This is a genomic window from Rhizobium sp. SL42 (assembly GCF_021729845.1).
GTDB lineage: Bacteria > Pseudomonadota > Alphaproteobacteria > Rhizobiales > Rhizobiaceae > Allorhizobium.
In genome coordinates this window covers 975,763-988,499 of sequence record NZ_CP063397.1, presented here as the reverse complement: position 1 = coordinate 988,499, position 12,737 = coordinate 975,763, and the positions used below count along the sequence as shown (strand labels likewise).

Genomic DNA, 12,737 nt, shown 5'->3' with positions numbered 1-12,737 from the left:
CCTTTCAATGATCACGACAGAGATGCCAAAAAATCGTTTGGCATCTTGGCCGGCGACACCAGTCGCGTCACGCCGACGGTTCCCACGACCGATATTCCGGACCGCTGCCGGTTCGCCACAGATAGTTTCTGGCAATTGCCAGCCCTCCCCTCCTGAACCCGTTTCGTCGAACGTTCGCCTTCGCTAATCGTGTGGGGAAACCGCACACAGCGATCGCGCCACTCTTCGTCGCGCTGCTTGCAGCGGGCGCTCACTTCTTCTAGCTTCGCGGCATATGGCCGAAACGGACCGGGAGAAACGTGTGGTAAAACTGGTTGGAATATCCGGCAGCCTTCGCAGGGGCTCGTTCAACACCGCCCTCTTGAATGCGGCGGTTGCCAATCAGGGACAGGGCTACAGCCTCGTGGCCGGCACCATTCGCGGCATTCCGCTCTATGACGGCGATCTTGAGACGGCAGATGGCATTCCGCCAGCTGTGCAGACGTTGAAAGACCTGATCGCATCGGCCGACGGCGTCATCCTGTTTACGCCGGAATACAACAACTCGATCCCCGGCGTGTTCAAGAATGCGATCGATTGGCTGTCTCGGCCATCGGGCGATATCGCCAGGGTTTTCGGGGGCAAGGCCTTTGCGGTTCTCGGCGCCTCGCCCGGCAATTTCGGCACCCTGCTCAGCCAGAACGCCTGGCTTCCGGTCTTGCATACGCTCGGCGCCCGCACATTTTCCGACAAACGCCTGATGGTCTCCAAGGCAGGCAGCGTCTTCGACGGCGAAGGTCAGTTGATCGACGAGGCCATTGCCAAGCGGCTGGCCGACTTTGTCGCGGCATTTGCAGTGTTTGCCAGGCACAACGCCACAACAGCCTGAAACTTAGTACAGAGCCTTCTCACATCGCGTCGTCAAAGCCGGCGGTCAAATGCTGCGGCAGTCGACCAGATCGACGACAAAGACGATGCCTAGCCCGGCAAGCACCGTGGAAAGTATAGAACCAGCGGAAAGCCAGCTTTCGCCGGCCCCGAGAGACCAGAAACCGTCGGCACCCTCCAGACTTGCCTGCCCTTCAAGGCAGAACAGCAAAACCGCATTCTGTCGGGGCGGCAGCACGATATTGCCGTCAAGACGAATGCGTTCGACGCGATGTTTGAAGCGGCCACGCCGGGTCATCACGTTCAGATCGGTAATTGCACCCTCGGCCAATGTCGCTCCGACCTGCTCGTCTGCCGGAAAAGCGTAGGGAGTGCTGTCGACCCGCAAGTCCTGCTTTGTGCCATCCGCCCGATCCAGGGTCAGCCCGTTGCCGGTGAGGACCGACAGGGTGCGTTCGATCCCCGGAAACAGCGAGAACGGACCATCGCTTGCAACGGTCGCCATGCTGATCCGCCAGTCGAAGTCGCCGATGCCAGCATCTGGCGGATATACGGCGATCTCGATGGTTTCCCCCAACCCGTTCTTCCACGGCATGCGGCGATAGTCGGTCGGCTTGAGCAGAACGGGTGATGGCATTGCGATCCCTCTCGGATGGGGATGGCGCCGCCGTGGCGGCGCCATTCAGTATCAGTTGCCGAGAATGCCCGGCAGACGCAGGCCCTTTTCCTTGGCGCAATCGAGCGCGATCTCGTAGCCGGCATCGGCATGGCGCATGACACCGGTCGCCGGGTCGTTCCACAACACCCGCTCCAGCCGCTTGGCGGCATCGTCGGAACCGTCGGCGCAGATCACCACGCCCGAGTGCTGGGAGAAGCCCATGCCGACGCCGCCGCCGTGATGCAGAGACACCCAGGTGGCGCCCGACGCGGTGTTAAGCAGCGCGTTCAGCAACGGCCAGTCGGACACGGCATCCGAACCGTCCTTCATCGCTTCCGTCTCGCGGTTGGGCGAGGCGACGGAACCCGAGTCCAGATGATCGCGGCCGATGACGACGGGCGCAGACAGCTCGCCGTTCTTGACCATTTCGTTGAAGGCCAGCGCCAGACGATGGCGGTCACCGAGGCCGACCCAGCAAATGCGCGCCGGCAGGCCCTGGAAGGCGATGCGATCGCGCGCCATGTCCAGCCAATTGTGCAGGTGGGTATTGCCCGGCGTCAGTTCCTTCACCTTCGCATCGGTCTTGTAGATGTCCTCCGGGTCGCCGGAGAGTGCCGCCCAGCGGAACGGGCCGATGCCGCGGCAAAACAGCGGGCGGATATAGGCCGGCACGAAGCCGGGGAAGGCGAAGGCATTTTCCAGCCCCTCTTCCTTGGCCACCTGGCGGATGTTGTTGCCATAATCGAGCGTCGGCACGCCGGCATCCCAGAAGGCAACCATGGCTTCCACATGGCGTTTCATCGAGGCGCGGGCAGCGGCTTCGACAGCCTTCGGATCGCTTTCGCGCTTGGCCTTGTGCTCGGCAACCGTCCAGCCGATCGGCAGATAGCCGTTCAGCGGATCATGCGCCGAGGTCTGGTCGGTGACGATGTCCGGGCGCGGGCCGCCGGCCTGCATGCGCTTGACCAGTTCCGGGAAGATCTCGGCGGCATTGCCGAGCAGGCCAACGGACTTTGCTTCTCCGGCCTTGGTCCAGCGGTCGATCATTTCAAGCGCTTCGTCGAGCGTCTTTGCCTTTTCATCGACGTAGCGGGTGCGCAGGCGGAAATCGATGCGGGTTTCGTCGCTTTCGACCGCCAGGCAGCAGGCGCCGGCCATGACTGCGGCCAGCGGCTGGGCGCCGCCCATGCCACCGAGGCCACCGGTCAGGATCCACTTGCCCTTTAGGTTGCCGCCATAATGCTGGCGACCGGCCTCGACGAAGGTCTCATAGGTGCCCTGCACGATACCCTGGGTGCCGATATAGATCCATGAACCGGCAGTCATCTGGCCGTACATGGCGAGACCCTTCTTATCCAGTTCGTTGAAATGGTCCCATGTCGCCCAATGCGGAACGAGGTTGGAATTGGCGATCAAGACGCGCGGCGCATCCTTGTGGGTGCGGAAAACGCCTACCGGCTTGCCGGACTGCACGACGAGCGTTTCCTCCTCGGTCAGCGTCTTCAGCGTCGCGACGATGCGGTCGAAATCCTCCCAGGTACGGGCGGCGCGGCCGATACCGCCATAAACCACGAGTTCATGCGGGTTCTCCGCGACATCGGGGTCGAGGTTGTTCATCAGCATGCGCAAGGGCGCTTCGGTCATCCAGCTCTTCGCATTGAGCTCGGTACCGCGCGGCGAACGCACGTCGCGGATGTTGTGGCGTGGGTTGGTCATCTCAGTTCCCCTTGGTCTTCAGTTGATCCGCAACGGCTTCGATGCGTGCCAGGATCTGGTTCAGGTGAATGCGCAGCCGCCCGGCCTTCTCCTCGTCATAGGCAAAAGGCGGCTCTTCGGTGGTCAGATGCGAAATCTGCGACAGTTCCATCTGGATGGCATGAACGCCATCCTGTGGCTGCCCGTAGTGACGGGTGGTCCAGCCGCCCTTGAAGCGGCCGTTGACGATCGACGTGTAACCTTCGGCCGCGCGAGCAACCTCGGCTGCAGCCGCCTCGATGCGAGGATCGCAGGTCCGCCCGATGTCCGTGCCGATGTTGAAATCCGGCAGCTGGCCTTCGAACAGGAAGGGGATCAGCGAGCGGATGGAATGGCAGTCGTAGAGCACGGCCACGCCATGGATCGCCTTCACCCGCTCGATCTCGGCCAACAAGGCGGCATGATACGGCGCATGGAACGTGTTCAGCCGATAGGCGACATCGGATTGCGACGGTTGCTCGCCGTCCTGCCAGATCGAAACCCCGTCAAAATCCGTTTCGGGCACCAGTCCGGTTGTGTTCTGCCCGGGGTAGAGGCTCGTTCCGGTCGGATCACGATTGGCGTCGATGACATAACGATGGAAGGTGGCGCGCACCGTCGTCACGTTCGGCAGCAGACCTGCGTAGAGCTGGTGAATATGCCAGTCGGTATCGGCCAGCAGCCGGCCATTGTCGTTCAGGCGGCCCCAGATCTCGGGCGGCACGTCAGTTCCCGTGTGCGGGAAGGCGAGAATGACCGGCGAGTTGCCTTGGAAGACTTCGAACGTCATTGCAGCCACCCCGCCTGGTGCCCGACACTACCCCCCTCTGGTCTGCCGACCATCTCCCCCACAAGGGGGGAGATCGGATCGCCGCAAGCGTCCAGATTGACGATAAGCATTTCCATGTGCCGCAGTTCGATCTCCCCCCGTGTGGGGGAGATGTCCGGCAGGACAGAGGGGGGTAGACCAAACACACCCATGCTCAACCCTCCAGCCCCGGCAACAAGCCATCAGACACGCTCGCCACCAGCGAGCCATCCGCCACCAGAGCACTGGCCGCAGCCAGATCCGGCGCCATGAAGCGATCCTCGTCCAGCGTGGCGACGACGGTGCGCAAGGTGGCGATCGCCGACTGCAATTCGGGGCTGGTGGCCAAGGGCGCACGGAAATCCACGCCTTGTGCTGCCGTCAGCGCCTCGATGCCGATGATCGAAAACAGGTTTTCCGTCATCTGCAGCAGGCGGCGGGCGCCATGGCAGGCCATGGAGACATGGTCCTCCTGATTGGCCGATGTCGGGGTGGAATCCACCGAGGCTGGATGCGCCATCTGCTTGTTTTCGCTCATCAACGCGGCAGACGTAACTTCGGCGATCATCAGGCCGGAATTCAGCCCCGGCTTGCGAGCCAGGAATGCCGGCAGGCCATAGGACAGTGCCGGATCAACCAGAAGCGCAATGCGACGCTGCGCAATGGCGCCGATCTCGCAAACGGCAATGGCGATCTGGTCGGCGGCAAAAGCCACGGGCTCGGCGTGGAAATTGCCGCCGGACACGACGCTGTCGTCGGAGAGCACAAGCGGATTGTCGGTGACCGCATTGGCTTCGATCTCAAGCGTGCGGCCGGCCATGCGTAGCAAATCGAGGCAGGCTCCGTCGACCTGCGGCTGGCAGCGAATGCAATACGGATCCTGCACGCGTTCGTCGCCCTGCAGATGGCTTTCACGGATGACAGACCCGGCCAGCAGGCCGCGCAGCGAGGCCGCCGTGTCGATCTGGCCCTTATGGCCACGCAGCGTGTGGATGTCGGCGGTGAAGGGCGCGGAGGAGCCCATGGCCGCGTCGGTCGAGAGCGCACCGGTGATCAGCGCTGCCTGGGCCGCACGATGGGCGCGGAACAGACCGGCAAGCGCCAGCGCTGTGGAGGCCTGCGTGCCGTTGATCAGCGCCAATCCCTCCTTGGCAGCCAACACGACGGGGATGAGACCCGCACGCTCCAGCGCCACTCCACCCTGCACGCGCTCGCCCTGATAAAAGGCTTCCGCCTCGCCCATCATCACGGCGGCCATATGCGCAAGCGGCGCCAGATCGCCCGAGGCCCCGACAGAACCCTTTTCCGGAATCAGCGGCGTGACGCCCTTGTCCAGCATGGCCTCGATCAGGCGCACCAGCTCGAGCCGCACGCCGGAAGCGCCACGGCCGAGCGAGACGAGCTTCAGCGCCATGATCAGGCGGACGATGTTTTCAGGCATCGGCTGGCCGACGCCACAGCAATGCGACAGGATCAGATTGCGCTGCAGCGTTGCCGTGTCGGCCGCATCGATCCGGATCGAGGCGAGTTTGCCGAAACCGGTATTGATGCCGTAGACGGCCTCGTTGCCGGCGGCGATCGCAGCGATGCGAGCGGCGGCGCGTTCGATGCCCGCGTCAAAGCTGCGGTCGAGCACGACGGTCTCGCCGTTCCAGTAGATCTCAGCCAGTTCTGCGAGCGAAACGCGGCCGGGATGCAGTGTAATGGTCATGCGTGGTTTCCTCCCGTAATGTCCCCGTTCCAGATCCGCTGATGCAGCGGATTGAAGCCGATGCGATAGACCAGCTCGGCCGGGCTCTCGATGTTCCAGATGGCGAGATCGGCCTGCTTGCCGGCCTCGATCGTGCCGATCGTGTCCAGCCGTCCCAGCGCGCGGGCGGCCTCGCGGGTCACACCCGCCAGGCATTCCTCCACCGTCAGATGAAACAGCGTCGCACCCATGTTCATGGTCAGCAGAAGCGAGGTCAGCGGCGAGGTGCCGGGGTTGCAATCGGTAGCAAGCGCCATCTTCGTCGCATGTTTGCGGAACAGATCGACCGGCGGCTTCTTCGTTTCGCGAATGAAATAATAGGCGCCCGGCAGGAGAACGGCGACGGTGCCGGCCGCCGTCATGGCCGCGGCCCCGTCATCATCGGTGTATTCGAGATGATCCGCCGACAGCGCGCCATAAGCTGCTGCCAGCGCCGCGCCGTGCAGATTGGACAACTGATCGGCATGCAGCTTGACGGGCAGCCCCAGCGCCTTGGCCGCATCAAACACCACGCGCATGTCATCCGGCGAGAAGGCAATGCCTTCGCAGAAGCCGTCGACGGAATCGACAAGCCCTTCTGCATGGGCTGCGGCAAGTCCCGACAGCACGACATCCCGAATGAAGTCGCCATTGCGGCCCTTGTAGTCGGCCGGTGTTGCATGGGCGCCGAGATAGGTGGTCGTCAGGTTCACCGGACGTTGGTTGCCCACAGACCGCGCCGCGCGCAGCATTTTCAATTCATCCTCGACCGTCAGGCCATAGCCGGATTTCACCTCGACGGTTGTCACCCCTTCGGCGATCAGCGCATCGAGGCGCGGCAGTGTCTCGGCAACCAGATCCGCCTCGCTGGCGTCGCGCACTTGGCGCACCGACGAGACGATGCCGCCGCCCGCACGGGCGATCTCTTCATAGGAAGCGCCGGCAAGCCGCATCTCGAATTCCCGCGCACGATTGCCGGCATGGACGAGATGGGTATGGCAATCAATTAGGCCGGGCGTGATCCACCTGCCTTCACAATCAACCACAGAGATCCCAGCGCCTGCCGGCGCATCGGCAGCGTGACCGGCATAGGCGATGCGGCCGTCTTCTATCAGGATGGCACCATCCTCAATGATGCCGAGGCCCGGAAGCTTAGGCGCCAGTGTTGTCAGTCTTGCATTGCGCAGCAGCGTTTTCATCGTGCGTCTCCGTCCAGCGGTGCCGACAGGATCCCGATCATCGCACGAACCTTGGCGACCTCAGCATTGAGCGGCCGGTGATCGCGGTAGAACGGCACATTCTGGCGAACGCGCTGATAAAGTGCCGCAGTCCGCTTGGCCTTGTCTGCCGAACCTGACTGCAGGTCGTAGGCTTGGCCGGCCGCCATGACTTCGATGGCGAGGATCGTCTGCAGGTTTTCAAGGATCGCCAGCGCCTTGTCGGCCGCCGGCGTCGCATGGGTCAGGATATCCTCCTGCAGCGCCGAGGTGATGCCGCCATCGAGGCTGGCGGGCGCGGCAAGGCGCCGGTTCTCCGCAACCAGCGCGGCCGCGGTATACTGGATGATCATGAAGCCGGAGGCGACGCCGCTGCCGGCTGCGAGAAATGCCGGCAGGCCGCTGACCAGCGGATTGACCAGCCGGTCGATCCGCCGCTCAGAAATGGCTGCGAGCTCTGCGGCAGCGGTTGCGAGGCTGTCCATGGCGAGACCAAGGGCCGCCCCCACGGCATGCGCCTGTGAATGCACTTCCGGTGTCTCCGGTATCCCGGCCACCACCGGATTGTCGGTGACGCTGGCGAGTTCGCGATCGACGGTTTCCGCGACATGCACGAGAGCATCACGCACGGCGCCATGGATCTGCGGCACGGCGCGCAGGCTCAACGGATCCTGCGTTCGGCTGCCGGCCGATTGCGCCAGAAGCGCGCTTCCGCCGAGCCAGTGGCGCAGAGTACGGCCGACCTGCTGCAGGCCGGGCGACTGGCGAAGGGCAAGCGGCATTTCGGCGAACGGGTCTGCCTGCGCACCGAGGTTTTCATAGGTCATCGCAGCGGCCGCATCAGCCCAGTCAGCGAGATGGGAGAGACGCGACACGGCAAGGGCGCCAAGACCGGTGGCGCAGGGCGTGCCGTTGACAAGGCTGAGGCCTTCCTTGGCCTGCAGAACGAGCGGCATCCGCCCCAAACGGTCGAGAGCCTCGCGGCCGGCGATCAACTCATCACCATGGCGGCATTCGCCTTCCCCGATCAGCACCAGACCAATCGCGGCAGCATGGGTCAGATAACCAACCGAGCCCTTGGATGGGATCACCGGCAGCATATCGCCGTTGAGCAGCGCCAGAAGCGTCTCGAGCACCGGCCTGCTGACGCCGGAATATCCGTGGGCGAAATTGGCGATCTGCGCTGCCATCACGGCGCGCGTCTCCACTTTGCCAAGCGGCTCGCCAACGCCGCAGGCATGGCTGAGGATGATATTGCGCGACAGGGCCTGCTGATCCGCACGGCTGATGATCACATCGCAGAGCGCGCCGACGCCGGTATTGATGCCATAGCCGCGGATCTCCCGCTCGACCAGTGCGTCAACGATGGCCCGCGCGTTTGCGATCCGCGCCCATGCGGCATCGGAAAGCGCAAGCTCAGCGCCTTCGGCAACCGCGGCAATCTCTTTCCAGCTAAGCGGTCCATCAAGAACAATTCCTTCAGCCATGATGCGCGACCTCCGCACCGGCCCGACGCTGGACAAAGCGGGCGACATAATCATCGGCCGGCGTATTGAGGATCTGGCTTGGCGTGCCGACCTGGACCAGGCGGCCGTCCTTGAGGATCGCGATTTCGGCCCCGATACGCAGCGCCTCATCGAGATCGTGGGTGATGAAGACGATGGTCTTCGACAGGTTCTTTTCCAGCTGCAGCAACTGGTCCTGCATGTCGCTGCGGATCAGCGGATCGAGCGCCGAAAAGGCCTCGTCCATCAGGATCACATCGGTGTCGGCCGCCAGCGCACGGGCAAGGCCGACGCGCTGCTTCATGCCGCCCGAGAGCTGATGCGGGTACTTGTTCTCGTAACCGAGCAGGCCGACGGTCTCGATCCATTTCATCCCGATCGGATAGGCCTCAGCCTTGCTCAGCCCGCGCACCCGCTGGCCGTAGACCACGTTCTGCATCACCGTCCGATGCGGCATAAGACCGAAACCCTGGAACACCATGCTGACGCGCCGGGTGCGGAATTCGCGCAGGTCCTTTGCATTGAGTTCGAGCACGTTGCCGCCATCGACGAGGATCTCGCCGCTGGTCGGCTCGATCAGCCGATTGATATGGCGCACCAGCGTCGACTTGCCCGATCCGGACAGGCCCATGATGACGAAGATGCGCGACGCCCCGATTTTCAGGCTGATGTCATTCAGGCCAACGCTGCATCCGGTGCGTTCGAGAATCTGGCTCTTCTCGGCTCCGCCGCGCGCCATGACGAGCGCTTCCTGCGAATTGCGGCCGAAAATCTTGAAGACGTTGCGGATTTCAATCTCAGCCATTCTGGCCATCCTCCTGGCTCGAGCGGCCGAAGCCCTGGGTGATACGATCGAGCACGATGGCAAGGATGACGATGCCGAGACCGGCCTCAAGCCCCTTGCCGACGTCGAGCGTCTGGATACCGTTCAAGACCTGTTCGCCGAGACCGCGGGCGCCAATCATCGAGGCGACCACGACCATGGAAAGCGCCATCATGATCGTCTGGTTGAGGCCGGCCATGATCGTTGGCGTGGCCAACGGAAGCTCGACACCGAAGAGGATCTGACGCGGGCTACCGCCAAAGGCGGTGGCGGCCTCGACGACTTCACCATCGACCTGGCGGATGCCGAGATCGGTCAGGCGGATCAGCGGCGGGACGGCATAGACGATGGTGGCCAGAACCGCCGGCACCTTGCCGAGGCCAAAGAGCATGATCGCCGGAATAAGATAGACGAAGCTTGGCATTGTCTGCATGACATCGAGAACTGGCAGCGCGATGCTGCGCATCAGGCGGCTCTTGGCCAGCCAGATGCCGACCGGCACACCGATCGCCACCGAAATCAGCGTCGCCATCAGCATCAGCGCCAGCGTCTGCATGGCGAGGTCCCAGAGGCCGAGCGCACCAATGGCAAAGAGCAGGACCGCGACGGTAGCGACCAGCAGGGGCTTGCGCGTCGCCTGCCATGTCAGTGCCATGAAGGCGATAATCATCAGCCACCATGGCAGACCGCGCACGATCCATTCGATGAACAGAATGGCCTGCAGAATGGTCTGCGAAATGGCCTTGAAGACAAAGCCGTAATTGACCACCAGCGCCTGAACCGCGTCATTGATCGGTCCGCGGATGGAGATATGCAAGCTTTCGGGAAACATGGCTCAAGTCCTTGAAATGGCAAACCCGCCCTCGCCGCACCGAAACGCTCGGCACAGACACGCATGAATGTGGCCGCGCGCCGGAACGCGCGGCCTGATGCGGCTTATTTCAGCGAGGCCTCGATCTTGGCCTTGGCATCGGCGGAGACCCATGCGCCCCAGACATCGCCCTTGGTCTTCAGGAACTCGTTTGCGGCAGCCGCCGCATCAGCCTTCTGATCGACCATATAGGCGAGGCTCGCATTGACCTCTTCCAGCGGGAAGGTGGCCTTGCCGAGAATTTCGATGATCTCCGGCGCTTCCTTGGCAAAGGTGCTGTTGACGCCGTAGGCGACTTCGACGGCCGGGAAGGCGCAGCCTGCCTCGCGCTTGCCGGTGGCACTCGTCAGTTCCTTCCAGCAAGCCTCGTCATAGGCCGGCTCTTCGAGCTGGACCAGCTTGAACTTGCCCATCACGGCTGTCGGGCTCCAGTAGTAGAAGAGCACCGGCTCGCCCTGCAGATAAGCCGAGCTGATCGCCGCATCGAGCGCCGTGCCCGTGCCGGGACGGAAATTCACATAGGTGTCCGTCAGCTTGTAGGCCTCGAGCTTGGCGGTGTTCACACCTTCGCAGGTCCAGCCAGACGGGCAATTGAGGAAGCGGCCCTTGGACGGCTCTTCCGGATCCTTGAACAGCTCGACGAACTTTGGATCGGAAAGCTGCGAAACGCTTTTCAGGTCCGGCGCTGCGGCCTTGATGCCGCGAGCTTCGTCGCCCTTGACGAGATATTCGGGCACGAACCAGCCCTCCGACGCACCGACAAAGGTCTTGCCGACAGACGTCACCTGACCGGCGGCTGCGGCATTGTTCCAGACGTCGGAACGGCCGATCCATTCCTCGGCAAAGATCTGCACGTCATTGTTGGCGGTCGCCTGCTCCAGGGTCACCGAATTGCCGGGGATCGAGTCCACCTTGCAGTCATAGCCCTTGGAAAGGATCGTCTTCATCACTTCCGTGATCAGGGCGCCGCTTTCCCAGTCGATGCCGGCAAAGGTGACGGTATTGCCGTCGGCGCAATAGGATGCGGCATTGGCGCTCATGGCGGAACCGCCAAGCATCAAGGCGGTGGCAAGCAGTGTATATTTCAGTTTGGTCTTCAGCATGGAATTCCCCTTTTTAATTTGCTGATGAATGAAATTCGGCTCCAAGACTAAGCGAGCCGCAGAAGCACCTCGCGGAAATCGCGATCAATCGCTTCCTCGTTGTGATGTCGACCGTCGCGAACCACCCACCGGCCGCCCACCATCACGTCGCGCACGGCGTCATTGCCGGTGGCAAACAGCCAGCGATCCAGAGCCTGATCGCCCGATGCCGAGCCGATGAACGGATTGTCGCCGTTGAGAACCACAAGATCGGCGCGGGCACCGACGCGAATGCCGCTGCTGCGCATTCCGGCTGCCTGTGCGCCACCGCTCAGGGCAGCATCGAACAGGGTTCGGCCTACGGACGCACCAGGGCCGCTGGCCAGACGGTTGCGGCGGCGGTCGCGCAATCGTTGGCCGTATTCGAGCAGGCGCAATTCTTCGGCGACGGTCGTTGCAACATGGCTGTCTGTACCGATGCCAAACGCACCGCCATTGCCGACATAATCGGTTGCCGGGAAAATTCCGTCGCCAAGATTGGCTTCCGTCGCCGGGCACAGGCCGGCAACCGCACCGGAACGCGCCAGCCGCGCCGTTTCATCCGGTGTCATGTGCGTGGCATGAATGGCGCACCAGCGCTCGTCCACCGGCATTTCATCCAGCAGGAACTCAACCGGCCGACGGCCACTCCAGGCCAGGCAGTCGTCAACTTCCCGTTCCTGTTCGGCGACATGAATGTGGATCGGGCCACCGGTCTTTTCGGCCGAAAGGATCGCTCGCATTTCATCCGGCGTAGCGGCCCGCAGCGAATGAATGGCAAAGCCGAGGGTGGCGCCGACGGCGTCGCATTCAGGCTTCAGCGCATCGAGCAGGCTCAGAAACTGGTCGACATCATGTATGAAGGGGCGCTGCCCCTCGCCCGGCTCCGTTCCGCCAAAACCGGCATGCGCGTAGAAGACCGGCAGATGGGTCAGACCGATGCCGGATGCTTGCGCCGCACGCAGGATCCGCAGCGATGTCTCGGCCACGTTTGCGTAGCGACGCCCCCCGGCCGCGTGATGGAAATAGTGAAACTCCACGATGCGGCCGAAGCCACCTTTCAGTAGTTCACTATACAACTTGGTTGCGACGATTTCGATATCGTCCGGCGACATTCGCCCGACGAGCCGATACATCGCGTCGCGCCAGGTCCAGAAACTGTCGTCAGTAGACCCGGCCAGTTCAGCGAGACCGGCCATAGCCCGCTGAAATGCGTGGGAATGCAGGTTTTGCAAGGCCGGGACAACAGGACCGCTGACGCTCTCCAGATCAGAAACGGCGTCGGAAGCCGCCTCGATCGCGACAACGCTTCCATCGTCGCCAATGCTCACCACGACGTCGGATACCCAGCCCTGCGGCAGCAATATCTGTTTACAGAAGAGAGAACGAGACGCCGTCATTTGC

Annotated in this window: 11 protein-coding genes; 1 reads left to right on the top strand and 10 read right to left on the bottom strand. The window is 62.9% G+C overall.

Going from position 1 to position 12,737, the window contains the following annotated elements:
- The first annotated feature begins 301 nt into the window (after window positions 1–301).
- The gene (locus tag IM739_RS04545; protein WP_237370031.1) at window positions 302–868 is read left to right on the top strand and encodes an NADPH-dependent FMN reductase; all 567 of its coding nucleotides are present in this window, start codon (window positions 302–304) and stop codon (window positions 866–868) included.
- Window positions 869–913: 45 nt separating this feature from the next.
- Here IM739_RS04545 and IM739_RS04540 read toward each other — a convergent pair whose 3' ends face one another.
- The 10 genes from IM739_RS04540 to hutF all read right to left on the bottom strand — a co-directional run bounded on the left by IM739_RS04540 (window position 914) and on the right by hutF (window position 12,733).
- A complete protein-coding gene (locus IM739_RS04540; protein ID WP_237370030.1) occupies window positions 914–1,504 on the bottom strand; it encodes a HutD/Ves family protein in 591 nt (196 codons plus the stop codon).
- 51 nt (window positions 1,505–1,555) lie between these two features.
- Window positions 1,556–3,241, bottom strand: coding sequence for a urocanate hydratase (gene hutU / locus IM739_RS04535; RefSeq protein WP_237370029.1), 1,686 nt, complete (start codon window positions 3,239–3,241; stop codon window positions 1,556–1,558).
- 1 nt (window position 3,242) lies between these two features.
- Complete coding sequence (hutG, locus tag IM739_RS04530) at window positions 3,243–4,049, bottom strand: N-formylglutamate deformylase (protein ID WP_237370028.1); 807 nt, start codon at window positions 4,047–4,049, stop codon at window positions 3,243–3,245.
- Between the two features lie 193 nt (window positions 4,050–4,242).
- Entirely contained in the window at window positions 4,243–5,778 is a 1,536-nt protein-coding gene (gene hutH, locus IM739_RS04525) for a histidine ammonia-lyase (protein WP_237370027.1), read from the bottom strand.
- Window positions 5,775–6,995, bottom strand: a complete 1,221-nt coding sequence (gene hutI, locus IM739_RS04520) for an imidazolonepropionase (protein ID WP_237370026.1) — start codon at window positions 6,993–6,995, stop codon at window positions 5,775–5,777. The genes hutH and hutI overlap by 4 nt, the downstream gene beginning before the upstream one ends.
- The gene (locus tag IM739_RS04515) at window positions 6,992–8,500 is read right to left on the bottom strand and encodes an HAL/PAL/TAL family ammonia-lyase (protein ID WP_237370025.1); all 1,509 of its coding nucleotides are present in this window, start codon (window positions 8,498–8,500) and stop codon (window positions 6,992–6,994) included. The genes hutI and IM739_RS04515 overlap by 4 nt, the downstream gene beginning before the upstream one ends.
- A complete protein-coding gene (locus IM739_RS04510) occupies window positions 8,493–9,323 on the bottom strand; it encodes a quaternary amine ABC transporter ATP-binding protein (RefSeq protein ID WP_237370024.1) in 831 nt (276 codons plus the stop codon). Before IM739_RS04510 ends, IM739_RS04515 begins: the two co-directional genes overlap by 8 nt.
- Window positions 9,316–10,173: an ABC transporter permease gene (locus IM739_RS04505; RefSeq protein ID WP_237370023.1), complete on the bottom strand. Its 858-nt coding sequence runs from the start codon at window positions 10,171–10,173 to the stop codon at window positions 9,316–9,318. The genes IM739_RS04510 and IM739_RS04505 overlap by 8 nt, the downstream gene beginning before the upstream one ends.
- Before the next feature lie 104 nt (window positions 10,174–10,277).
- Window positions 10,278–11,315, bottom strand: coding sequence for an ABC transporter substrate-binding protein (locus IM739_RS04500; protein WP_237370022.1), 1,038 nt, complete (start codon window positions 11,313–11,315; stop codon window positions 10,278–10,280).
- A gap of 47 nt (window positions 11,316–11,362) precedes the next feature.
- On the bottom strand, window positions 11,363–12,733 hold the full coding sequence (gene hutF, locus IM739_RS04495) for a formimidoylglutamate deiminase (protein ID WP_237370021.1): 1,371 nt from the start codon (window positions 12,731–12,733) through the stop codon (window positions 11,363–11,365).
- Between the last annotated feature and the right edge of the window lie 4 nt (window positions 12,734–12,737).

Excerpts from the sequence above, each read along its gene's own strand:
- IM739_RS04540 (WP_237370030.1), bottom strand. The coding sequence starts at position 1,504 with ATGCCATCACCCGTTCTGCTCAAGCCGACCGACTATCGCCGCATGCCG.
- hutU (WP_237370029.1), bottom strand. The coding sequence starts at position 3,241 with ATGACCAACCCACGCCACAACATCCGCGACGTGCGTTCGCCGCGCGGT.
- hutG (WP_237370028.1), bottom strand. The coding sequence starts at position 4,049 with ATGACGTTCGAAGTCTTCCAAGGCAACTCGCCGGTCATTCTCGCCTTC.
- hutH (WP_237370027.1), bottom strand. The coding sequence starts at position 5,778 with ATGACCATTACACTGCATCCCGGCCGCGTTTCGCTCGCAGAACTGGCT.
- hutI (WP_237370026.1), bottom strand. The coding sequence starts at position 6,995 with ATGAAAACGCTGCTGCGCAATGCAAGACTGACAACACTGGCGCCTAAG.
- IM739_RS04515 (WP_237370025.1), bottom strand. The coding sequence starts at position 8,500 with ATGGCTGAAGGAATTGTTCTTGATGGACCGCTTAGCTGGAAAGAGATT.
- IM739_RS04510 (WP_237370024.1), bottom strand. The coding sequence starts at position 9,323 with ATGGCTGAGATTGAAATCCGCAACGTCTTCAAGATTTTCGGCCGCAAT.
- IM739_RS04505 (WP_237370023.1), bottom strand. The coding sequence starts at position 10,173 with ATGTTTCCCGAAAGCTTGCATATCTCCATCCGCGGACCGATCAATGAC.
- IM739_RS04500 (WP_237370022.1), bottom strand. The coding sequence starts at position 11,315 with ATGCTGAAGACCAAACTGAAATATACACTGCTTGCCACCGCCTTGATG.
- hutF (WP_237370021.1), bottom strand. The coding sequence starts at position 12,733 with ATGACGGCGTCTCGTTCTCTCTTCTGTAAACAGATATTGCTGCCGCAG.